Source organism: Nocardioides sp. SR21, assembly GCF_022761125.1.
In the GTDB taxonomy this organism is placed as follows: domain Bacteria; phylum Actinomycetota; class Actinomycetes; order Propionibacteriales; family Nocardioidaceae; genus Nocardioides.
Map to the genome: position 1 here is coordinate 256282 of NZ_JAKWJR010000004.1, position 22879 is coordinate 279160.

The 22879-nt window shown below is 71.7% G+C and carries 22 protein-coding genes and 1 tRNA gene; 18 read left to right on the forward strand and 5 right to left on the reverse strand.

Annotation, left to right across the window (positions count from 1 at the left end):
* Positions 1–29: 29 nt before the first annotated feature.
* The 9 genes from MJ604_RS09570 (at position 30) to MJ604_RS09610 (ending at position 10166) form a co-directional block, all read left to right on the forward strand.
* The gene (locus tag MJ604_RS09570; RefSeq protein WP_243058112.1) at positions 30–1304 is read left to right on the forward strand and encodes an ABC transporter substrate-binding protein; all 1275 of its coding nucleotides are present in this window, start codon (positions 30–32) and stop codon (positions 1302–1304) included.
* Position 1305: 1 nt separating this feature from the next.
* Positions 1306–3258 (forward strand): ABC transporter permease, encoded by a 1953-nt coding sequence (locus MJ604_RS09575; protein WP_243058113.1) that lies wholly within the window; start codon positions 1306–1308, stop codon positions 3256–3258.
* Complete coding sequence (locus MJ604_RS09580; protein WP_243058114.1) at positions 3242–4000, forward strand: ABC transporter ATP-binding protein; 759 nt, start codon at positions 3242–3244, stop codon at positions 3998–4000. The genes MJ604_RS09575 and MJ604_RS09580 overlap by 17 nt, the downstream gene beginning before the upstream one ends.
* Positions 3997–4707, forward strand: a complete 711-nt coding sequence (locus MJ604_RS09585) for an ABC transporter ATP-binding protein (protein WP_243058115.1) — start codon at positions 3997–3999, stop codon at positions 4705–4707. Before MJ604_RS09580 ends, MJ604_RS09585 begins: the two co-directional genes overlap by 4 nt.
* A complete protein-coding gene (locus MJ604_RS09590; RefSeq protein WP_243058116.1) occupies positions 4707–5897 on the forward strand; it encodes an acyl-CoA dehydrogenase family protein in 1191 nt (396 codons plus the stop codon). Before MJ604_RS09585 ends, MJ604_RS09590 begins: the two co-directional genes overlap by 1 nt.
* Positions 5898–5921: 24 nt before the next feature.
* Positions 5922–7790, forward strand: coding sequence for a long-chain fatty acid--CoA ligase (locus MJ604_RS09595; RefSeq protein WP_243058117.1), 1869 nt, complete (start codon positions 5922–5924; stop codon positions 7788–7790).
* Entirely contained in the window at positions 7790–8269 is a 480-nt protein-coding gene (locus MJ604_RS09600) for a DUF4334 domain-containing protein (protein ID WP_243058118.1), read from the forward strand. The genes MJ604_RS09595 and MJ604_RS09600 overlap by 1 nt, the downstream gene beginning before the upstream one ends.
* Positions 8270–8594: 325 nt before the next feature.
* Entirely contained in the window at positions 8595–9632 is a 1038-nt protein-coding gene (locus MJ604_RS09605; protein WP_243058119.1) for a PHP domain-containing protein, read from the forward strand.
* A gap of 9 nt (positions 9633–9641) precedes the next feature.
* Positions 9642–10166, forward strand: a complete 525-nt coding sequence (locus MJ604_RS09610) for a M48 family metallopeptidase (protein ID WP_243058120.1) — start codon at positions 9642–9644, stop codon at positions 10164–10166.
* On the opposite strand, the gene MJ604_RS09615 is transcribed toward MJ604_RS09610, so the two are convergent.
* Together MJ604_RS09615 and MJ604_RS09620 are read right to left on the reverse strand one after the other, a co-directional pair.
* A complete protein-coding gene (locus tag MJ604_RS09615; RefSeq protein WP_243058121.1) occupies positions 10106–10711 on the reverse strand; it encodes an NUDIX hydrolase in 606 nt (201 codons plus the stop codon). The two genes, MJ604_RS09610 and MJ604_RS09615, sit on opposite strands and share 61 nt — an antisense overlap.
* Entirely contained in the window at positions 10708–12015 is a 1308-nt protein-coding gene (locus MJ604_RS09620; protein WP_243058122.1) for a zinc-dependent metalloprotease, read from the reverse strand. Before MJ604_RS09620 ends, MJ604_RS09615 begins: the two co-directional genes overlap by 4 nt.
* Positions 12016–12051: 36 nt before the next feature.
* Here MJ604_RS09620 and MJ604_RS09625 point away from each other — a divergent pair, with 36 nt between their 5' ends.
* From MJ604_RS09625 to MJ604_RS09655, 7 genes are all read left to right on the forward strand, one after another.
* Positions 12052–12477 (forward strand): molybdenum cofactor biosynthesis protein MoaE, encoded by a 426-nt coding sequence (locus tag MJ604_RS09625; RefSeq protein ID WP_243058123.1) that lies wholly within the window; start codon positions 12052–12054, stop codon positions 12475–12477.
* 115 nt (positions 12478–12592) lie between these two features.
* Entirely contained in the window at positions 12593–12835 is a 243-nt protein-coding gene (locus MJ604_RS09630; protein ID WP_243058124.1) for a hypothetical protein, read from the forward strand.
* Positions 12836–12877: 42 nt separating this feature from the next.
* A complete protein-coding gene (locus tag MJ604_RS09635; RefSeq protein ID WP_243058125.1) occupies positions 12878–13942 on the forward strand; it encodes a PDZ domain-containing protein in 1065 nt (354 codons plus the stop codon).
* A 67-nt stretch (positions 13943–14009) separates the two neighbouring features.
* On the forward strand, positions 14010–14591 hold the full coding sequence (locus tag MJ604_RS09640; RefSeq protein WP_243058126.1) for a PPA1309 family protein: 582 nt from the start codon (positions 14010–14012) through the stop codon (positions 14589–14591).
* Positions 14588–17644 (forward strand): UPF0182 family protein, encoded by a 3057-nt coding sequence (locus tag MJ604_RS09645; protein ID WP_243058127.1) that lies wholly within the window; start codon positions 14588–14590, stop codon positions 17642–17644. Before MJ604_RS09640 ends, MJ604_RS09645 begins: the two co-directional genes overlap by 4 nt.
* Positions 17645–17694: 50 nt before the next feature.
* Positions 17695–17768 (forward strand) — tRNA-Met (locus tag MJ604_RS09650).
* A 65-nt stretch (positions 17769–17833) separates the two neighbouring features.
* Complete coding sequence (locus MJ604_RS09655; RefSeq protein WP_243058128.1) at positions 17834–18220, forward strand: lecithin retinol acyltransferase family protein; 387 nt, start codon at positions 17834–17836, stop codon at positions 18218–18220.
* A 1-nt stretch (position 18221) separates the two neighbouring features.
* Here the strand turns inward: MJ604_RS09655 and MJ604_RS09660 are convergent, their stop codons facing one another.
* Complete coding sequence (locus MJ604_RS09660; RefSeq protein WP_243058129.1) at positions 18222–19226, reverse strand: tripartite tricarboxylate transporter substrate-binding protein; 1005 nt, start codon at positions 19224–19226, stop codon at positions 18222–18224.
* 190 nt (positions 19227–19416) lie between these two features.
* Between MJ604_RS09660 and MJ604_RS09665 the strand changes: the two genes are divergently transcribed.
* Together MJ604_RS09665 and MJ604_RS09670 are read left to right on the forward strand one after the other, a co-directional pair.
* A complete protein-coding gene (locus MJ604_RS09665) occupies positions 19417–20058 on the forward strand; it encodes a response regulator transcription factor (protein WP_243058130.1) in 642 nt (213 codons plus the stop codon).
* Between the two features lie 16 nt (positions 20059–20074).
* A complete protein-coding gene (locus tag MJ604_RS09670) occupies positions 20075–20650 on the forward strand; it encodes a TetR/AcrR family transcriptional regulator (protein WP_243058131.1) in 576 nt (191 codons plus the stop codon).
* A gap of 6 nt (positions 20651–20656) precedes the next feature.
* On the opposite strand, the gene MJ604_RS09675 is transcribed toward MJ604_RS09670, so the two are convergent.
* Together MJ604_RS09675 and MJ604_RS09680 are read right to left on the reverse strand one after the other, a co-directional pair.
* Complete coding sequence (locus MJ604_RS09675; RefSeq protein ID WP_243058132.1) at positions 20657–21709, reverse strand: hypothetical protein; 1053 nt, start codon at positions 21707–21709, stop codon at positions 20657–20659.
* Between the two features lie 74 nt (positions 21710–21783).
* Positions 21784–22734, reverse strand: coding sequence for a DUF3068 domain-containing protein (locus tag MJ604_RS09680; RefSeq protein ID WP_243058133.1), 951 nt, complete (start codon positions 22732–22734; stop codon positions 21784–21786).
* Between the last annotated feature and the right edge of the window lie 145 nt (positions 22735–22879).

A 22879-nucleotide genomic window follows, 5' to 3' on the forward strand; every position in this document is an offset into this window, starting at 1 on the left:
GCTCGGGCGCCCATCGAAGAGAGGTATCCATGCGAACCAGGCACTCCCTGTGGCGCTCCGTCGTCGTGTCGTCGGCGGTGGCGCTCGCCCTCGCCGGCTGTGCGTCGGACAGCGGCGGCGGCAGCGGCAGCGACGACGAGACCGACGCGGCGGCTCCGTCGACGACGGCGGCCGCCGAGCTGACCGGTACGCCGGTCAAGGTCGGCTTCCTCAACCCCTCGGGCGGCCCCGTCCCGCAGCCCGGCGCCGACACCGGCGCCACCGCCGCGGTCGACTACGTCAACGGACAGGGCGGCATCGGCGGCCGTCCGCTGGAGCTCGTCTCCTGCGACACCGACACGACGCCGGAGTCGGCCACCTCGTGCGCGAACACGTTCGTCGAGGAGGGTGTCGTCGCGGTGATGGACGGCTTCAACCTCTCGTCGAGCGCCACCCTGCCGGTGCTGAGCTCGGCGAAGATCCCGCTGGTCGGCATGATCCCGTTCGACTCCGTGACCGGCTCGGCGGCCGAGGACCGCGTGTACTTCGCGGCCCCGCAGGCGTCGTTCCTCGTCGGCGCCATGCAGGCCTTCAAACAGGCCGGCAAGGACTCGGTCGTGCTGGCGCTGGTCGACACCCCGTCGTCGCACCAGACCATCGACACCCTGCTGCCCGCGCTCGCCGGCGCCCTCGAGATGGACGCGTCCGGTGTCTACTTCTCGCCGACCAACCCGAACTTCACCGCGCTCGCGGCGACGATCGCCAAGGACGACCCCGACGTCGGCGGCCTGATGGCCTCGCCGAACGAGGCGGCCTGCACCGCGCTGGTCCAGGCGCTGCGCCAGCAGCAGTACGACGGCACGATCTTCACCGCGGCCTGCACCGACTACATCGAGGCGGCCCCCGCGGACGCGGCCGGCGGCGCGCTCTACTCGTCGACCTGGCTCCCGGACGCGATGGACTACGCGCCGGACGACGTCAAGGCCGACCTCGAGATCGCCCAGCAGGCGATCGAGGGTGTCGACGGCGGCACCGGCGGCTTCTACGCGTACGCCGAGTTCGCCCAGTTCGTGACGTTCGCGAACGCGCTCGAGGGTGTCGAGGGTGACCTCACCGGCGCGACCGTGCTGTCGACGCTCAAGGGGCTCGAGAGCTTCCCGAGCTTCCTCGGCCCGGACATCACGTGCGGCAGCAAGACGTCGCCCAACTGCACGACGGAGATGCTGCTCTTCGACGTCCAGGAGGACGGCACCATCAAGCCCGCGGGTGACGGCTTCCTGACGCCGGTGCCCGAGATCCTGGCCCAGATCCCCGGCGCGACCTGACGTGGATCAGCTGGTCCTGTTCGTCAGTCTCGGCTTCACGGTGGGAGCCGTGTATGCCGTGATCGGCTCGTCCCTGGTCGCGATCCACAGTGCGACCGGCGTCCTCAACTTCGCGCAGGGCTCGGTCGCCCTGTGGGGAGTCTGGGTCGCCGCCGAGCTCGGCACGACCGGCACCCTGGTCCTGCCCGTCGGTGAGCTCCAGCTCACCGACGGGCCGGCCACGATCCCGGTCACGGTGGCTCTCGGCGTCATCAGCTCGACCGTGCTCGCGCTGCTCCTGCACCTGCTGGTGCTCCGGCCGTTGCGGGCAGCGCCCGCACTGTCCCAGGTGGCCGCGTCCGTCGGCGTGATGCTGCTGGTCGCGAGCCTCGTGCCGCTGCGCTTCGACGTCACCACCACGGTGGCCCGCCCGATCCTGGCCGACTCGTCGGTGACGATCCTCGGTGCCGAGGTCGCGGTGGCGAACCTGGTGATGCTCGGCCTCGCGGTCGGCGTCGCGCTGCTGCTGGCCGGCTACCTGCGCTTCACCCGCTGGGGTACGGCGACCCGGGCCAGCGCCGAGGACGAGGTCGCCGTGCTGCTCACCGGCTACTCGCCGGACCGGCTGGCCGCCGTCGTCTGGCTGGTCACCGGAGCGGCGACCGGCCTGATCGCCGTCGTGGGGTCGCCCTCCATCGGGCTCGACCCGTTGGCGTACACGTTCTACGTCCTGCCCGGCCTGGCCGCGGCGCTGGTCGCCCGGCTGCGGTCCGTGCTCGTCGCGTGCGCCGCCGGCCTGGCGATCGGCTCGTTCCAGTCCGTGCTCCTGCTGCTGAGCACGTACGACTTCTGGCCGGTGTGGGCGCAGGCCGGCTTCGGAGACACGGTGCCGTTCCTGGTCGTCGTGGTCGCGCTGTTCGTCAACGGCAAGAGCCTGCCCGAGCGCGGCGGTGTCGTGAGCGGCCGGATGCCCGCGGTGCACCCACCCACGATGCGCGCCCTCCCGGCCCTCCTGACCCTGGCCGGCGTACTCGCCGCGATCCTGCTGACCGAGGGCAGCTGGCGCTTCGGCGTCGTCACCTCGGTGATCATGGCGCTGATCGCGCTCTCGCTGGTGGTGCTGACCGGCTACCTCGGCCAGATCTCGCTGGCCGCGATGGCGTTCGCCGGCACCGGCGGCTTCCTCCTCTCGCGCGTGACGACGGAGTGGGGGATCCCGTTCCCGCTCTCGCTCCTGGTGCCGGCGCTGGGCGCGACGGTCCTCGGCGTCGTGGTCGGCATCCCCGCGCTGCGGATCCGCGGCGCCCACCTCGCGGTGGTGACGCTCGCCGGCGCGCTCGCGATCCAGAACTTCGTGTTCGGCAACCCCGCGCTCACGCCGTACGAAGGGAACCTCATCGCGGACCCGACGCTCGGCGGTCTCGACCTCGGCGTGCGCGAGGGCACGAACCTCACGACGATCCGGTTCGCGTTCATGGTGGTCGTCGTGGTCGGCGCGTTGACCTGGCTGACCGCGCGGCTGTTGAGCGGCCGCACCGGCCGCGCGTTCCTCGCCGTACGCTCCAACGAGCGCGCCGCCGCGGCGGCCGGCATCAACGTCGCCGCGACCAAGCTGCTCGGCTTCGGCATCTCCGCGTTCCTGGCCGGAGTCGGCGGCTGCCTGATCGGCTACAGCCGCGGCCAGCTCTCGGTCGAGTCGTTCAGCATCCTCGTCGGGCTGGCGCTGCTCTGCACGGTGTACGTCGCCGGCATCACCAGCCTCACCGGCGCGCTGCTGGCCGGGCTGCTGGCCCCGCTCGGCGTCGCCGAGACGTTCCTCGAGTCGAGCCTGGGGCTGGGGGAGTACTACAACCTCATCGCCGCGCTCGCCCTCGTCGTCACCGCGGTCCTCAACCCGGTCGGCATCACCGGCAGCGTCCGCGCCGCGATCACCCACGCCCGCAGCAGGAGGCAGCAGCATGTCCTCGCAGCCTGAACCCGTCCTCCGCACCCGCGGCCTCACGGTCCGCTACGGCGGGGTCACCGCCAACGACGCGGTCGACCTCGAGGTCCACCGCGGCCAGGTGGTCGGGCTGATCGGACCCAACGGCGCCGGCAAGACGACGTACGTCGACGCCGTCACCGGGTTCGCCCGCTCCACCGGTGAGGTCTGGCTCGCCGGCCGGCGCATCGACCGGCTGCCCGCGCACCGGCGCCGCCGGGCCGGACTGGCCCGCACCTGGCAGGCCGGCGAGCTCTTCGACGACCTCAGCGTCGCGGAGAACCTCGCGGTGGTCGCCCAGGGAGGTGGGCTGCGCGGCCTGGCCGCGGACGTGTTCCGGCGCCGGGCCGACCGGTCGCCGCGGGATCCGGTGCTCGACGACCTCGAGCTGACCGACGAGGCCGCCCGCCGCCCGGACGCGCTCAGCCTGGGCCGGCAGAAGCTCGTCGGTGTCGCCCGCGCCCTCGCCGGCGAGAGCCACGTGCTGCTGCTCGACGAGCCCGCCGCCGGGCTCGACACCCACGAGAGCCTGGCGTTCGGCGAGGAGGTCCGGCGGATGGCCGGCCGCGGCTCGGGGGTCCTGCTCATCGACCACGACATGAACCTCGTGCTCGGCACGTGCGACCTCATCTACGTGCTGGACTTCGGCCAGGTCATCGCCTGCGGCACCCCGGACGAGGTGCGCCACGACCCGGCGGTCGTGGCGGCCTACCTCGGCGCGGAGGTGGCACCGTGACCGTGCTGGAGATGCGCGGCGTGACCGCCGGCTACGGATCCGCGGCGGCGGTCCGAGACCTCGACCTCACCGTCGCCGCGGGCGAGGTGGTCGCGCTGCTCGGCCCCAACGGTGCGGGCAAGACCACCACCCTCAAGACCGCGATCGGCCTGATCCGGCCGCGCGCCGGCGAGGTGCGCGCGCTCGGGCGCGTCGTCGACCGCCGCGTCGACCGGACCACGCGCCACGGCGTCGTCCTCGTGCCGGACACGCGAGCGATCTTCTCCGGGCTCTCGGTGCGCGACAACCTGCGGCTCGCCGCACGCCGCGGTGGTCCGCGGTGGGACTCCGCGCTGGAGCGCCTGCCCCGACTGGCACCGCTGGTCGACCGGCGGGTCGGGCTGCTGTCGGGCGGCGAGCAGCAGATGCTCGCGCTCGCGAAGGCCCTGCTCTGCCGGCCGAAGGTGCTGCTCGTCGACGAGCTGAGCCTCGGGCTCGCCCCGGTCGCGGTCAAGGAGCTGCTGCCGGTCGTCCGTGGCCTGGCCGACGACCTCGGCGTCGGCGTGCTCCTCGTCGAGCAGCACGTCGACCTGGCCCTCGGGGTCTCCGACCGCGGCGTGGTGCTGCACCACGGGCGCACCGCGCTGGAGGCGTCCGCCGCCGAGCTGCTCGCCGACCGCGACGCCGTGCACCGCGCCTACTTCGGCGCCGACGAGAGGAACGACTGATGGACTTCGACCTGCCCGACACCGCACTCGCGGTGCGTGAGGGGGTCGCCGCCGTCGCAGCGAAGTACGACCACGCGTACTGGTCGCGCTGCGAGGACGAGCACCGGTTCCCCGCGGAGGCCTGGCGCGACCTGGCCGACGGCGGCTGGGTCGGGCTCTGCGTCCCGGAGGAGTACAGCGGCGGGGGAGCCGGCATGCTCGAGCTGGCCGTCGCGTGCGAGACCCTTGCCGCGTCCGGCGGCACCGCGGGCACGTTCCTCTACATCCTCACGCCCGGATTCGGCGCGATGACCCTGGCCCGGCACGGCACCGAGGAGCAGCGGCGCCGGATCCTTCCGGGCGTCGCGACCGGCGAGACCCAGTTCTGCATGGCGCTCACGGAGCCGGACGCCGGCTCCAACGCGATCGAGATCGCCACGACCGCGCGCGTCGACGGCGACGAGCTGGTGCTGCGCGGTCAGAAGGTCTGGATCTCCGGTGTCGAGAACGCCGCGTGGATGCTCGTGATCGCCCGGTCCACGCAGGCGGCCGAGGCCAAGGAGCGGCTCGGCTCGCGGACCGCGGGCTTCACGATCGCGCTGGTCGACGTACCGGCCGCCCTCGCGGCCGGGACGCTGAGCTACACGCCGATCCCCAAGCTGGGCGGCAACATCGTCACCTCGAGCCAGGTGTTCCTCGACGACGTGCGCGTCCCGCTGTCGAACGTCGTGGGTGAGGTCGACGAGGGCTTCGCCGTGCTGTGGGACGTGCTCAACCCCGAGCGGATCCTCGCCGCCGCTGGTGGGGTCGGCGGCGCCGAGGCCGCGCTGCGACTGGCGGTCGACTACGCGACCGAGCGGGAGGTGTTCGGCCGGCCGATCGGCGCCAACCAGGGCATCGCGTTCCCGCTCGCGCAGCTCAAGGCGAAGGTCGAGCTCGCCCGGCTGATGACCTACAAGGCGGCCTGGCTGTTCGACCAGGGCCGCCCGTGCGGCAACGAGACCAGCGTCGCGAAGCTGACCGCCGCACAGGTCGCCTGGGAGGCGGCCGACCGCGCGTTCCAGACGTTCGGCGGGATGGCGTACTCCAAGGAGTACCCCGTCGAGCGGCTGTTCCGTGACAGCCGGATCGGGAAGAACATCCCGGTCTCCGAGGAGCTCGTCCTCGCCCACATCGGCACCCAGATGCTGGGTCTGCCGCGCAGCTACTGAGCCCCGAAGATCAAGGAGAGAGCCATGACCGACGTCCTGACCGAGCGCGCCGAGATCGAGCACCGGATCGACGGACTCACGCTGCCCATCACGCTGGCGCGGGTGGTCGCCGAGCGTGGCGACGGGCCGGCGTACTCCGACAAGGTCGGCATCGACGGGACCGGCTGGCGCACCGTCAGCTGGCGGGAGTACGACGGGCTCGTGCACGACGTGGCGGCCGCGCTGCTCGAGCGCGGGGTCGGCCGCGGCGACACGCTCGCGATCATGGCATCGAGCCGGATCGAGCACGTCGTGGTCGACATGGCCGCCGTGCACGCGGGCGCGACGCCGATGTCGATCTACGCGACGCTCTCGCCCGAGCAGGTGGCGTACGTCGCCGGCCACTCCGAGCCGACCGTCGTCGTGCTCGAGGGAGCCGACCAGCTCGCGCGGTGGCGGCCGGCGCTGGACGCGTCGGCGAGCGTGCACACCGTGGTGCTGCTCGACGAGTCGGCGGTGCCGGCAGGGGACAGGTACGTCTCCTGGTCCGCGCTGGTCGAGCTCGGCCGCGCCGCCGACCGGAGCCGGCTGCTGGAGACCGTCGTCGCCGTACGCCCCGACGACCCGGTGACGATCCTCTACACCTCGGGCACCACCGGGAACCCCAAGGGCGTGGTGCTCACGCACCGCAACGTGCTGTTCGAGGCGCACTCCTCGCTGCGCACCGCCGCGCCCGAGGGCGACCTGGTGTGGATCTCCTACCTCCCGCTCGCGCACATCGCCGAGCGGCTGCTGGGGATGTACATCCCCCAGGTCATGGGCGGTCACGCCCACCTGGTCGCCGACCCGTCCCAGCTCGTCGGCGCGCTCGCCGAGGTGCACCCGACGCGGTTCTTCGGCGTCCCGCGGGTCTGGGAGAAGATCCAGATGGGACTCGGTGCCCGACTGGCCGCCGAGCCGGACGAGGCCAGGCGGGCCGCGGTCGCGGCCGCCATGGCCGTCGGGCTCGAGTACGTCGAGGCGCAGGAGTTCGGCCGCCAGCCGTCCGCGGAGCTCGCCGAGCGGTTCGCCGCCGCGGACGCGCAGGTCCTGATGCCGATGCGCGCCCTCCTCGGCCTCGACCGGGTCGAGTGGGCGACGTCCGCCGCCGCCCCGATGCCGCTCGAGACGGCGCGCTTCTTCGCGGGCCTCGGGATGCGCATCTACGACGTGTACGGCATGACCGAGACCACCGCGGCCGTCACCGCGGGCGGGCCGGCGCAGTTCCGGCTGGGGACGGTCGGCAGACCGCTGGCAGGCATCGAGGTGCGGCTCGCCCCGGACGGCGAGATCCTCGCCCGCGGCCCGGTCACCACGCCCGGCTACTTCCGGCAGGAGGACGCGACCGCGGCGCTCATCGACGCCGACGGCTGGGTGCACACGGGTGACATCGGCGAGCTCGACGAGGACGGTTTCCTCAGGGTCGTGGACCGCAAGAAGGAAATGATCATCACGTCCTCGGGCAAGAACATCGCGCCCTCCAACGTCGAGAACCTCCTCAAGGAGTCGCCGGTCATCGGCCACGCGCTGGTCTTCGGCGACGCGCGGCCGTACTGCGTCGCCGTCCTCACCCTCGACGGCGAGGTCGCGCCGCTCGTCGCGCAGCGCCTCGGCATCGAGGCCGGCTCGCTGGCCGAGCTCGCCCAGCACCCCGCGATCCTCGCCATGGCGCAGGACGCCGTGGACAAGGCGAACGCCCGGCTGTCGCGGCCCGAGCAGGTGAAGGCGTTCGAGCTGCTGCCGGTCGAGTGGAGCGCCGAGTCCGAGGAGCTCACGCCTACGCTCAAGCTGAAGCGGCGCGTCGTGCACCAGAAGTACGCCGACGTGCTCGACCGTCTCTACGCCTACCCGTCCCGTGAGGAGGAAGGTGCCTGATGGAGCCCACGCTGCTGACCCGCCGCCTCGCGGCGCTGCGCCGGATGGACAACGTGCCCGCCGAGGACCTCGACGCGCTCTGGGCGGACTGCACGCCCGTGCGCGCGGCCGACATCCTGGGCTCCTGGGCCGGCTCGGACTTCGACACCGACCACCCGGTGCACGGGATGCTCGCCGCGTCCGGCTGGCACGGCAAGCGCTTCGAGTCGGTGAAGGTCGCGCACCCACTGATCTGCCGCGGCGAGGACGGCGCGCTGTTCTCCAACGAGGAGCTCGGCCGCGGGCTCGCGTCCCTCTGGGACATCGAGTTCCGCGACGAGGTCACCGCGTCGATGGTCTACGACGGCCAGCCGGTCGTCGACCACTTCAAGGCCGTCGACGCCGACAGCCCGCCCACCATCCTGCTCGGGGTGATGAACGGCAAGGGCGTGCGCCACCAGGGCCGGCACTACTACTTCGTGCTCGAGCGCGAGGCCTGAGAACGAAAGAGAGGCCCCCGGTCTGCCAGCCGGACACTTGCCTTCCCCTTGCGAGTGTCCTTCGGCGGGCCAGGGGCCTCGTCTGCGCGCAAACCTAGGAGCGGGGACGGGCACTGGTCAACGCCACGCAGTCACAGCCTGTGGATAACTCTGTGGACAACCTTGTGGAGGACGCCGCGGACCGGTGGAGGAACCCGGTCCGGTGCGGGATCAGGCTGTGGACGAGCCGCGGTCCGGGACGACGTACCCGCCCCTGACCAGCAACAATGGCTCTCCACCGGGTGTGGAGAAAAGAAACCCGGAACGAGTTCGGGAGGTCATCGGCGTGTCGGAGCCCCGCTACGAGGGTGGTCCAGTCGCGGCGCTGCGCCGGATCGCGTTCCTGCTGGAGCGCGGCCGCGAGGACACCTACAAGGTGAAGGCGTTCCGCGGCGCGGCCGCGTCGATCCTCCCGCTGCCGTCCGAGCAGGTGGCGGCGGCGGTCGAGGACGGCACCCTCACCGACCTTCCGGGGGTCGGCGCCAGCTCGGCGAAGGTGATCGCCGCGGCCGTGCGCGGTGAGATGCCGGCCCGGCTGGCCGAGCTGGAGCACGAGCACGGCGGCCCGCTGACCGCGGGCGGCGCCGAGCTGCGTGCCGCTCTGCGCGGCGACCTGCACTCCCACTCGGACTGGTCCGACGGCGGCTCGCCGATCGAGGAGATGGCGTTCACGGCGATGGAGCTCGGCCACGAGTACCTCGTGCTCACCGACCACTCGCCTCGGCTGACCGTCGCGCACGGGCTGAGCCCGGAGCGGCTCACCCGCCAGCTCGGTGTCGTCGACGCCGTCAACGACCACCTGTCAGGGAACTTCACGCTCCTCAAGGGCATCGAGGTCGACATCCTCGACGACGGCGGGCTCGACCAGGAGGACGCGCTGCTCGCCCGGCTCGACGTCCGGGTCGCGAGCGTGCACTCGAAGCTCAAGATGGACGCCCCCGACATGACCAAGCGGATGATCGCCGCGGTGCAGAACCCGTTCACCAACGTGCTCGGCCACTGCACCGGCCGGATGGTGATGGGCAACCGCGGCACCCGGCCCCCGTCACGGTTCGACGCGAAGGCGGTCTTCCGGGCGTGCGCCGACAACGACGTGGCCGTCGAGATCAACTCGCGCCCCGAGCGCCGCGACCCGCCCACCGACCTGATCGCGCTCGCGCTCGACCTGGGCTGCGTGTTCTCGATCGACAGCGACGCACACGCGCCCGGTCAGCTCGACTTCCAGGTGTACGGCTGCGAGCGCGCCGAGGAGGCCGGGATCCCCGCCGAACGCATCGTCAACACCTGGCCGCGAGAGCGCCTGTTGTCGTGGGCGAAGAAGTAGCGTGCTGACATGACCCAGCCGCAGGTGGAGGTACGGCGCTCGAAGCGGCGCCGGCGTACCGTCTCGGCCTACCGCGACGGCGACCGCGTCGTGGTGATGATCCCCGCCTCCTTGTCGCGCAAGGAGGAGGCGGAGTGGGTCGAGACGATGCTCGCCCGCCTCGAACGGTCCGAGCGGCGGCGCAAGCCCAGCGACACCGACCTGCACCGCCGGGCCACCGAGCTGAGCGACAAGTACCTCGGCGGGCTGGCGATGCCGGAGTCGGTGCGCTGGGTCGACAACCAGCGGTCGCGGTGGGGCTCCTGCACGCCGGGGGACCGGACCATCCGGCTCTCGTCGCGGCTGCAGGGCATGCCCGGCTGGGTGGTCGACTACGTGCTCATCCACGAGCTCGCGCACCTGCTCGAGCCCGGGCACGACGCGAAGTTCTGGGCGTGGGTGGACCGCTACCCGCAGTCCGAGCGGGCCAAGGGCTACCTGATCGGCTGGTCCGCCGCGGCCAAGCTCGATCCGCCGCCGGTCGAGCACGACTGACGCACGCGCGCCAGCGCGATCGCCTCGACGAGGTCCGGCTCGGGCTCGGGCAGCGCGTCGACCGGCCACCAGCGCACGTCCAGCGACTCCTCGCTGACCGCGTGCTCGGCGCCGGCCGGTGCGACGGCGACGAACCGCACGTCGAGGTGGTGCACGTCGCCGGCGCCGCCCTCGGACGGGCCACAGAACGGTACGGCGTGCTCGCTGAGCTGGACCGGCTCCGGGTCGAGCACCAGCCCGGCCAGGCCGGACTCCTCGGTCGCCTCGCGCAGCGCCGCTCCGGCGAGCGTGGTGTCACCGGGCTCGCAGTGCCCGCCGAACTGGAACCACCGCCGCGCCTTGGCGTGCAGCGTCAGCAGCACCGCGCTGCCGTCGCCGTTCAGCACCACCGTGCTCGCGGTGACGTGGTCGGGCCGGCAGCCACGGGTCATCCCGTCGGGGTGCGCGCGCAGGTGGGCGACGTACCGCTCGCGGAGCCGCTCCTGCCCGTCGTGCGGCGCGCGCCAGCCCTCGAGGAGCGCCAGCGCGTCGGCGTGGAGACTCACTCCCCGTCGAGGAGCTTCTTCAGCTCCGCGTCGAAGTCCTCGTCGGCCAGCTCCGGCGGGGCCGTCGCGTCCTCGCGGAACCCCAGCGGGTCGTCGAGGTCCTCCGCGGTCGGCAGCAGGTGCGGGTGCATCCACACGCCGTCGCGTCCCTCCGTGCCCTGGCGGGTGCGCAGCGAGCCCCACAGCGTGGAGGCGTCGCGCAGCCGGCGCGGGCGCAGCTCGAGGCCGACGAGCGTGGCGAACGTCTGCTCGGCCGGGCCGCCGGCCGCGCGGCGGCGCCGGAACGCCTCCTGCAGCTTGGCCGCCGACGGCATCCGCTCGACGGTGGCCTGGCCGACGACCTCGTCCACCCAGCCCTCGACGAGCGCGAGGGTGACCTCGAGCCGCTGCAGAGCGGCGTCCTGCGAGGCCGATCGCGGCAGGTCGAACAGGCCGCCGTCCAGCAGCGCCTGCATCGACTCCGGGTTGGTGGGGTCGATGCCCTGCATCTGCTCCTCGATCTTCGCCTGCAGGCCCTGGGCGTTGACCTCGATGCCGCGGGCGTACTCGGCGACCGCGTCGATCAGGTGCTGGCGCAGCCACGGGACGTGGGAGAAGAGGCGCTGGTGGGCGGCCTCGCGCAGCGCGAGGTAGAGGAGCACGTCGTCCTCGGTCACGTCGAGACCGGCCGCGAACTCGGTGACGTTCGTGGTCACGATCGCGGCCTGGCCGGGCGCGGCGAGGGGCAGGCCGATGTCGGAGACGCTGAGCACCTCCGAGGCGAGCCCGCCCAGGCCGGAGCCGACCTGCGAGGCGAGCATCCCGCCGACCGCCTTGCCGAGGATGCCGAGCAGCGGCCCGGCCATCGACGCCTCCTCGGGCAGCGCGCCGCCGAGCGCCTGCACCGACGACTCCGCGATCGGCTCCACGAGCACCTTCCACACGTCGGTGGTCCCGACGACCCACTCGGCGCGGCTCCAGGCCGCGGTCGAGGTGACGCCGGACGGGAACTCGGTGGTCGTGTCGAGCCAGTGGTCGGCGAGCCGGACCGCGTCGGCGACGGCGTCCTTCTGCTTCTGCGACGGCGACGGGTCGGGGGACTGGGCGACGACCTTGCGTGCGGTGTCGAGCACGAACTCCCAGTTCACCGGGCCGTCGTGCGGCTGCATGAGGAACTGGAGCTGGCTGAAGAGCTGGTTGAGGTCGGGGAGGCCCGGGGCGGCGCCCGCCGGTCCGTTGGCGAAGGCGCCGAAGATCTGCTCGAACGGCGTGCCCTTGAACGGGTTCTTGCCCTCGTCGGGCGTCTCGCCCGGCTTGTCACTCATGGCACCAACGGTACGCCGCGGGCCTAGGGTTGGCGTGTGACCTCCGCCGTACGCCTCGTGGACCTCCGGGAGACCCCGCTCGACGTCAGTGAGGTCGTCGCCGCGCTCGACGACGACGCCTCGGGCGGCCTGACCCTGTTCGTGGGCCGGGTGCGCGACCACGACGGCGGCAAGGGCGTCCACGGCCTCGACTACAGCGCCCACCCGACGGCGCTGGAGAAGATGCGCGAGATCTGCGAGCAGGTGGCGTCGACGTACGACGTCCACGGCATCGCCGCCGTCCACCGGGTGGGCACGCTGGCGATCGGCGACATCGCGGTGATCGTCGCGACCACCACCGCGCACCGCGGGGAGGCGTTCGACGCGTCGCGCGCGCTGATCGACACCCTCAAGGCCGAGGTGCCGATCTGGAAGCACCAGCGCTTCGCCGACGGCTCCGAGGAGTGGGTGGGCACGCCGTAGGAGACGCGGGAAGCCGTGGCAGGCAGTGGTGCGGGGACCTCGCTGGCGCTCGCTGCTCGACCACCGGTGCGCGAGCCTCCCCGGCGGCGGGCGCGTGCGCGCCTAGCCTGAGCACGTGGAGATCCTGCTCTGGCTGGTGCCGTCCGTCGTCGTCACGCTGCTGGCGATGCTCTGGGTCGGCTGGCTGGGGCGAGAGGGCCGCGGCGAGGTCGAGCGCGACGTCGCCGTGCGCCGGATCGCCACCGCGCTCGAGCCGAACCCGCGGCGTCGGCGCCCGGCGCCCGGCTACGCTGTGAAGCGGCCCGACCCCGACCGCTCCACCGGCATCGCTGTACGCCCGTCGCGTCGCGCTTCCTGACCCGCCTGCGCCGGGTTGGGCGGGTTTGAGAGGCTTGGCGCCATGACGCAGCGGACCGTGGCCGGAGTGCTGGCCGTCCCGTTGCTCATCGGGTTGTGGCTGGCCGCCGCGCTGCACCCGCTCCCGTACGTCACCTACGAGCCCGGGCTGACCGTCGACGTGCTCGGCACGAACGACCAGGGCGACGAGATCATCGAGGTCTCGGGGCACGAGACCTTCCGCGACGACGGCCAGCTGCGGATGACGACCGTGTACGTATCGCAGCCCCTCCCGAAGGGCTCGAACAACCTCTTCGAGCTGATGTACGACTGGGTCAGTGACGAGGACGCCGTCTACCCGTACGACGCGGTCTACCGCGAGGACGAGACCGTCGAGCAGAACCGCGAGGAGGGCGCCGCGGAGATGACGTCCTCGCAGGACGCCGCCACCGCGGCCGCGCTCGAGGAGCTCGGGTACGACGTCACGCACCCCGCGGTCGTCGGCGTCGTGCCGAAGGCGCCGGCCGACGGGAAGCTCGAGGACGGCGACGTGATCCTCGAGGTCGACGACCAGGAGGTCGACGACACCCAGGCCGTCGCCGACGCGGTGGCGGCGGCCCCCGAGGGCGAGCCGGTCGCGTTCCTGGTGCTCCGCGACGACCAGCGCATCGAGGTCGAGGTCACGCCCGAGGTCGCCGACGGCCGGCCCCAGGTCGGGATCCAGCTCGGCACCGTCGTGACGCCCGACCTCCCGGTCGACGTCACGATCAACATCGACGAGGGCATCGGCGGCCCGAGCGCGGGGCTGATGTTCTCCCTCGGCATCTACGACACGCTCACGCCCGGCTCGCTCACCGGCGGCCAGGTCGTCGCCGGCACCGGCACCCTCGACGCCACCGGCACCGTCGGCCCGATCGGCGGCATCCAGCAGAAGGTCGTGGGCGCCCGCGACGCCGGGGCGAAGCTGTTCCTCGTGCCGCCGGACAACTGCGACCAGGCCGTGCTCGCGCCGAACGACGACATGCGCCTGGTCCGGGCGCCCACCATGCACAGTGCGCGCGAGTCCGTCGAGGCGTGGGTCGAGGACCCCGATGCCGAGCTCCCGAGCTGCGAGAAGGGCGACGCATGATCACCCCACGCAATCGCGCAGTTCCCCCGCTGCGCTCCTCCAGCCCACGATTCCGAGGGGACCCCGCGTGACCGAGTTCGACGACAGCCTCGACGTGGACCCGGCGCTCGCCGCCGCGGTCCTCGAGATCGAGAGCCACACCGCAGCCGGGGGCTGGGACCAGCCGGCGCGTCTCTACGCGCTGGTCGACACCGCGGCGCTGGTACGCCGCGAGCCCGCCCTCGCCGCCGCGATGGGCCTGGACGCCTCCTCGGCGCAGGGGTCGCTGACCCCGGTCGAGCAGGACCAGCTCGCCCCGGACCAGCCGCTCGAGGTCGTGCTCGAGTCGATCGTGTGGCCCGAGGAGGTCGCCGGCTGCGCTGCCGTGGTGGAGCGGCTGGTGCTGCCGCCGGACGCCGACGCGCACATCCCGGACGACCAGGCGGCCGCCGAGGAGTTCGCTCGCGAGCACCCGGAGCGCCAGGAGGTCCGCATCGTCGCGGGCGCGACCCGCGCCGGCGCTACCTACTGTGCCCTACGTTTGCGAGCGCACGACGACGACCAGTCCGTCGTGGGTGGGGGTGACCTCGTGCCGGCACTGCTGCAGCTGCTGCGCGCGACGTTGGAGGAGCCCGGCGCTGCCGGGCACGAAAGGGAGAACCAAGCATGAGCGAGCTCTTCGACCAGGAGTCGCGGGAGAACCAGCCCCCGCCCCGGTCCGGGTCGCGGCGTTCCCGCGCGCTGATCATCACCGCGGTCGTGCTGGTGATCGCGTTCCTCTTCCTCAGCACGTTCGCCGGCCTCTACACCGACCGCCTCTGGTACAAGGACGGCGGCTACTCCGAGGTGTTCAGCACCCTGGTGTGGACCAAGACCCTGCTGTTCGTCGTCTTCGGCGCCGTGATGGCCGCCGTCGTGGGCGTGAACATCTACCTGGCCTACCGGTTCCGCCCGTTCTTCCGGCCGAACTCGCCCGAGCAGAACGGCCTGGACCGCTACCGCGAGGCGATCTCGCCGATCCGGACCTGGCTGCTGGTCGGCATCTCGCTGGTCCTCGGCGCGTTCGCCGGCAGCTCCGCGATCGGTCAGTGGCGCTCGTACCTGCTGTGGCGCAACGGCGTGCCGTTCGGCACGGAGGACGAGTGGTTCGACAAGGACATCGGCTTCTACGTCTTCGACCTGCCCTGGTTCCACTTCCTCATCGACTTCACGATGGCGGTGCTCGTCGTCGCGCTGCTCGCGTCGGCGCTCGTGCACTACCTGTACGGCGGCATCCGGCTGCAGACCGCCCGCGACCGGCTCTCCGGTGCGGCCCAGGTGCAGCTGTCGGTGCTGCTCGGCCTCTTCGTGCTCGCCAAGGCGGTCGACTACTGGCTGGACCGTTTCGACCTGGTCACCCAGGGCGGACCGCTGTTCACCGGCATGGGCTACACCGACCACAACGCCGTGCTGCCGGCCAAGAACATCCTGCTCGGCATCTCGGTGGTCTGCGCGATCCTCTTCTTCATCAACGTCTGGCGCCGCACCTGGCTGCTGCCGTCGGTCGGCCTCGCCCTGCTCGCGGTGTCAGCGATCCTGCTCGGCCTGATCTGGCCGGGCATCGTGCAGCAGTTCCAGGTCAAGCCGTCGGAGGCGGACAAGGAGCAGCAGTACATCGCCGCGAACATCGACGCGACCCGGATGGCGTACGACATCGAGGACGTCGAGGTGCAGCAGTACACCAAACGCGCCGTCGCCTCGAACGACGAGCTCACCTCCCTGGTGGCGGAGACGAAGTCCGTGCCGCTGGTCGACCCGCAGCTGGTGCGGCAGACGTTCGAGCAGAACCAGCAGGTCCTCGCGTACTACTCGGTGGCTGACGTGCTCGACGTCGACCGCTACGAGATCGACGGCACCGACCGGGCGCTGGTCCTCGGCGTGCGCGAGCTCAACCAGGACGACATCAGCGACGGCAACAAGAACTGGTCGAACCTGCACACCGTCTACACCCACGGCAACGGCATCATCGCGGCGTACGCCAACCAGCGCCCCGCGAACGACGGCCCCGAGCAGACCGACACCCAGTGGGCCCAGGGGCTGCAGAGCGCCGACCAGGACTCGCTGACCGAGCTCGGCACCGGGCCGTACCAGACCCAGGTCTACTTCGGTGAGCAGAGCCCGGACTACTCCGTCGTCGGCAAGGAGTCCGGCGGCAAGGACGTCGAGCTCGACCTGCGGACGACCGAGCCCGCCGGCGACGACACCGCGACCGAGGGGGAGACCGACGCCGACAGCGAGACCGCCGACAGCGAGGCGGAGACGTTCACGACGTACGACGGCGACGGTGGCGTCCCGGTCGGGAGCTTCTTCAACAAGCTGATGTACGCCGTGAAGTTCGGTGAGCCGAACTTCCTGCTGTCCGAGCGCGTGAACTCCAACAGCGAGGTCATCTACAACCGCAACCCGCGCGAGCGGGTCGAGAAGATGGCGCCCTGGCTGACCATCGACGACGACCCGTACCCCGCGATCGTGGACGGCAAGATCGTCTGGATCCTCGACGGCTACACGACCACCGACCGCTTCCCGAGCGCCGAGAAGGAGTCGTTCGACGACATGACCGACGACTCGCTCCAGGCCGACACCGGTCTGGCGACGCTGCCGACCGACGAGGTCAACTACATGCGCAACGCGGTCAAGGCGACCGTGGACGCCTACGACGGCACCGTCACGCTCTACGAGTGGGACGAGGAGGACCCGATCCTCAAGGCCTGGAGCAGCGCGTTCCCCGGCACCGTGCAGCCGAAGTCGGAGATCTCCGACGACCTGATGGCGCACCTGCGCTACCCCGAGGACATGTTCAAGGTGCAGCGCTACCAGTACGCGCGCTACCACGTCACCGACCCGGTCGACTTCTACAACGGCAACAACCGCTGGCAGGTCCCGGAGGACCCGAACTCCCGCGACCACCTGCAGCCGCCGTACCGGATGTTCGTGAACCAGGGGAGCAGCACCGGCGCCGAGGTCGACGACGTGTGGTCGCTGACGTCGAACTTCGTGCCGTACTCCAAGAACAACCTCGCGGCGTTCGTGTCGGTCTCCTCCGACGCGACCGACGAGGAGAACTACGGCAAGATCAACGTCCTGCAGCTCGCGGACACCGACACACCCGCGCAGGGCCCGGGCCTGATCGCGAACGAGTTCGCGGGTGACCCCGACGTCCGGGCGGCGCTGCTGCCGTTCCAGACCGGCGGCAACCCGCCGCTGTACGGCAACCTGCTGACGATCCCGGTCGACGACGGCCTGATCTACATCGAGCCGATCTACGCGGCGCGGGCCGGCACCACCGGCGGGTACCCGATCCTGCAGTACGTCCTCGTGTCGTACGGCGGCAACGTCGGCATCGGCTCGACGTTGTTCGAGGCCCTCGGCGATGCCCTCGGCGCGAGCGACGTCACCGAGGAGCCGGGCACCGAGGAGCCGGGCACCGAGGAGCCGGGGACCGAGGAGCCGGGGACGGAGGCCCCGATCCCGGACCAGATCCGCGACCTGCTGATCGACGCCCAGGCGAAGTTCAACGCGGCCGACGAGGCCCAGCGCGAGGGCGACACGGTCGAGTGGGCGACGCTGATGGAGGAGGGCAAGGCCCTCGTCAACCGCGCCGTCGAGCTCTCCGGCCAGCTGCCGGAGAACCAGGACCCGAGTGACACGGCCTCGCCCTCGGAGTCGGCCAGTCCGGAATCCTGACCCCCGGATTTGGACCGGCCGACCCCGCCCGGTAGGGTTGGTCTCACCGACGCGGGGTGGAGCAGCTCGGTAGCTCGCTGGGCTCATAACCCAGAGGTCGCAGGTTCAAATCCTGCCCCCGCTACAAGAACCAGAAGGCCCCTCACTCAGGTGAGGGGCCTTCTGCATGTCACGACGACGGAGGGGTGCATGGCCAGCGGCGACCACCTCGTCGTACGTCGGGGACTCCGGTACAGCCACCACGGGATCGACTGTGGCGACGGCTCGGTCATCCACCACATCCGGGAGAGTCGCAAGCTGCGCGTGGCCCGGACCTCCCTCGAGGAGTTCGCCGCGGGCTCGCGGGTGCGGGTGCGGACCTATGCCGGCCGGCTGAGCGCCGAGGACGCGGTCCGCAACGCCGAGTCGCGGCTCGGCTCCACGGACTACAGCCTGGTGCGCAACAACTGCGAGCACTTCGCGGCCTGGTGCAGCACCGGGCGCGCGAGGAGCGCGCAGGTACGCCGCTGGGTGCTGCTCCAGGGTGCGGTCGTCGCCGCCCTGCTCGTCGGCGCGGTCCTCGGCAGGACGGTCTAGATCAGGACGCGGTGACGCCGGCGTCCTCGATGACCTGACCCCACAGGTCGATCTGGTCCTCGAGCTTCGTCTGCTGCGCTGCGGGGGTCACCTGGTCGGCCGGCACCGGTGCGGTGCCCAGGTCGGCCAGCCGGTCGACGACCTCCGGGTCCTGCAGGGCCGTCTCCAGCGCGTCGGTCAGCTCCTCGACGATCTCGTCGGGCGTGCCGGCCGGCACCCAGAGTCCGTGCCACACGGTCACCTCGACGTCGGGCAGCCCCTCCTCGGCCGTGGTCGGGAGGTCGGGGAGCGCGTCGATCCGCTCGGGCGTGGTGACGGCGTACGCCTTGATCTCGCCGGACCGGATCTGGTCAGCGGTGTTGGTGGTCTGGTCGCACATGAAGTCGACCTTCCCGTCGACCAGGTCGGTCAGCGCCGGCCCGGTGCCGTCGTACGACGCCTCCTCGAGCTGCACCCCGATCGCCTGCTCGAGCATCAGGCCGCACAGGTGGGACGCGCCGCCGACGCCGGCGTTCGCGATGGTCACCGTGTCGGCGTTCTCGGTGACGTAGGCGACCAGCTCGTCGAGCGTCTCGGCCGGGAAGTCGCTGCGGGCCACGATCGTCATCGGGACGTCGGCGACCAGCCCGATGGTGTCGAAGTCCGCCACCGGGTCGTAGGCGAGGTCGGGGTAGAGCGACGGGGCCGTGGCCATGCCGAGGTTGTGGATCATCACCGTGTAGCCGTCGGCCTCGTCCTCGGCCACCGCGGCGGCGGCGACGGTGCCGCCGGTGCCCTCGACGTTCGTGACCACGACGTCCTGGCCGAGCTCCTCGCCCATGGGTTCGGCGAGAAGGTGGGCCAGCGTGTCCGTGGGGCCGCCTGCCGGGAACGGCACCACGAGCGAGATGTCGTGGTCGGGATAGTCGTCCGCAGCCTCGTCGGAGCCGCGGCACGCGGCCAGCGAGAGCAGGGCAGCACCGGCGAGTACGGCGACCGCGCGGCGGCGGGTCCGGGTCGAGTCCATGGTTGCTCCTTGGTCGGCCCGAGATACCTCGGCGGACAGTGTGCCGGTGGTGCGCGGCCGCCGTGGTGAAAACGCCGATCTCGCCTGCGGAGCGGCGTACCACCCGCCCGGGGCAACGCGCCCACCGCGAGGCCGCCGCTCACCCGAAGGGGTGAGTTTAAGGACGCGTCCATCTGCCCACAATCCAGCCATGCCTGCTGGTATCGCCAAGGTGGCGGTGCTGAGCCCGCACCCGGTGGTGGTCGAGGGATTCTCGGCGATGCTGAGTCGCCACCACGACCGGGTCGAGGTGATCGACCTGCCAACCTCATTCGATGATCTCGAGCCCGACGTCGTCCTCTACGACGTCGCGGCTCTCGCCGACGGTGACGGCGTGGACCTGGACGAGCTGGTGAAGGCCACCGCCAGCGTCGTCCTCGCCGTCGCCCGTGACCTCCGACCCGACCTCCTCGGTCGCGCCCTCTCGCGCGGCGTCGACGGGTTCATCCCGCTCGGGGCCGGCGAGGAGGAGCTGATGGCCGGCATCGACTCGGCCATGACGGGGTGGCAGGCCGGCGACCCGGGCCCGGACCCCGTCGTCGGCTCCAGCACGTCGGAGCAGCGCTCGCACCGGCTCGGCGCGGACGTGGGGCTCAGCGTCCGCGAGGCCCGCGTGCTCTCGCTGATCGCCCAGGGGCGGAGCAACGACGAGATCGCCGCCGAGGAGTTCCTCAGCGTGAACACCGTGAAGAGCTACATCCGGACGGCGTACCGCAAGATCGGCGTGCACACCCGGTCCCAGGCCGTCGTGTGGGCGGTCCAGCACGGCGTCGAGACCGACGCCGAGCGCTGACGGGTAGGCTGAACTGGTGTCCAGCCACCCGTCCGTACTGCCCCAGCGCGGCCTCAACGTGCGCCAGGTCGAGACCGTCGAGAAGCTGTTCGCGTCCGCGCGGGCGCTGCTCGACGAGGCGGCGTACGACGACATCTCCATCCGGCTGGTCGCCACGGGCGCCGGGGTCTCTGCCGCGACGGCCTACACCTACTTCTCGTCGAAGGACCACCTGTTCGCGACGCTCTACTGGCGACACCTCGCCGATGCGGGGCGACCGGCGCTGTCGGGCGATCCTGCCGAGCGTCTCCAGCAGACCGTGCGCCACCTGGCGGACACGATCGCCGGCGGTCCGATGCTGTCCGCGGCCGCGACGAAGAGCCTGCTCGCCTCCGACCCGGACGTCGAGCGGGTCCGCAGGTCGGTCGGCCAGCACTGGTACTCGCTGTTCAGCGAGGCCCTCGGCGACCGCGCCGAGCCTGCGCTGCTCCGCACCCTCGTCTTCACCTTCTCCGGCGCCCTCATCGAGGCAGGCGTCGGCGTCATCGAGTACGCCGACCTCGGCCGCGAGCTCGAGGCGTCCGTCGCGCTGATCGCGCGCGGCAACACCTGAGCCGCCTCAGGCGCGGAAGCCCCGGAGGCTGCGCGGGACCGGGAGGTCGGCGCTGCTGGCGAACCCGGGCGGTGCCGCATGCACGTGCGGGATCGCGTTGACGACCTGCATCGCGGTCGCCACGCTCGCGGCACGCACGTGGTCGGCCATGCTGCGCGGCTCGGAGAAGCTGGCCAGCGTCATCAGGTGTGCGGAGACCGACGGGTCGCCCTCGAGCTGGAGCGTCCAGCCGTGCTGGGCGGCCGGCCAGTCGGCCGTGGTCGGGCCGACCGTCCACCTGCAGTCGATCTCGACCAGGTCCACGCCGGCCGAGCGCCCGGTCCAGCGCCAGCGCTGCGCGTTGACGGTGCCGGGCTCGATGACCCGGTCGAAGACCGGGATCCGCTCCTCGGTCACCACGACCTCGTGCTCGGTCGCGACCTCGTCGAGGTCGGCACCGAGCGCGTCCCCGAGCAGCCACACCTGCTGGCGGAAGAGGTCGGCGTTGAAGGCCAGCAGGTCGCTGGCCGACTCCGACACGTCCTCCGGCGGCCACCCGAACCGCATCGCGTCGAAGGTGATGCTGGTGCTCTCGTAGACCGCCCAGTCGGCGCGCTCGGTCAGTGACACCTTGCGCAGGCGGTGGACCAGCCCGGACAGTGCCAGGGGTACGGCGGCGCTGAAGTTGCCCGGGTTGAGGCCCGAGCCGTGCAGGGTCGAGCCGCCGGCGCGAGCGGCCTCGAGCAGGCGGCTCCGGTCCGGCTCGGCCATCCGCGCCGGGTGGAAGCAGAACGCCGTCGTCACCACGTCCACCCCGGCCGCGAGCAGGTGGCAGACCTCGTCGACCGACGGCGTCCGCGGCGTGTAGACCACGACGTCGGGACGGGCGGCGAGCAGCTCGTCGACCGAGAGCGTCGTGCTGGCCCCGTTGCCGGCATCGGCGCCCGCCTTGCCGGGGGAGTGGACCTTCACGGCGACGAGCTCGAGGCCGGGCGCGTCCAGGATCCCGGCGATCGCCTCACGGCCGACGGCACCGGTCGCCCACTGGGCGACCCGGATCGGTGCGTGGTGGCTGCTCATGTCGACTCCTCGGAAAATGGACGAGGCCCCGGCACGCGATGCGTGCCGGGGCCTCGGTCGTTCGTCGTACGGCGTCAGGCCGTGCGGCGGCGCCGGATCAGCAGCCCGCCGGCGACCAGGCACAGCGCACCGGCGATGTAGAAGACGATCGGCAGCGTGCTCGTGACGAGGTTGAGCAGCTTGATGTTCGACTTGGCGTCGTCGACCTTCTGGGTGTACTCCGCGTCGGTGAACTCGAAGTCCAGGTTCAGCACGAGGTCCTCACCGTTGAGGAAGCGCTCCTGGTGCTCCTTCTTGCCGACGATCGAGCCGGTGACCGGGTCGACGTACCAGGTGGCCTGGTTGATGTAGGTGCCGGGGACGTCGGAGAGGATGTTCACGTCCTCGGCCGTCACGTCGGTCTCGAACACGTAGACGTCCAGGCCCTTGAGCGTGGTCTCCTCGACGAACTTCGCCTCGACGGAGTCGCCGACCACGCCGTCCCACATCTCGTACGACTTCTTCTCCACGTCGAACGGCCACTTGTTGATCAGGCCGGTGTGGGGGATGGCGTCCTCGCCGATGTACTCGACGTCGTTGACGGCCTCGCCGGTACGGCGGTCGGTCGCGTAGCGGTCGAGGTCGGCGGTGACCAGCCGGCCCTCCGGGTCCTCGGCGTCGACGCAGCCCTCGAGCTCGCCCTCGTCGCGCAGGAGGCAGGTGTACTCGTCATAGACCGCGACGTCGTCGTCGGACTTGTCGGTGTCGGACTTGGTGCCCTGGTAGACCCGGATGTCGGCCTGCTCCAGGTTGGTCGGCTCGGCGAAGTTGGCCGGCAGCAGGGCCACGCCCTCGAGCTCGGTGACCTCGTCGGTGTCGATCGGAGCCCGCTTCAGCTGGTCGGGCGCCCAGAACTGGAACAGAAGGCCCGCAACGACGAGGAAGGCGGCCAGGCCTACCAGGACGAATCCCAGCCAGCCGCCGCGCTTCTTGTGTTCGGTCTTGCTGGGCGCACCGTCGGCGCTCCGGCTCTGCGTGGTGGTCATGTTTCCCTTTCGCCGATTCGCGCTCGCCGGGGCACCCGGGGCGCGCGTCGGAGGTCGCTCGTCCTGCCTGCGTGTAGGCAGACAAGGCCGCCCCTCCCGCGGAGGAGGGTAGACGTCTGTCTGATCGGAGGTCCAGCACTCGCGG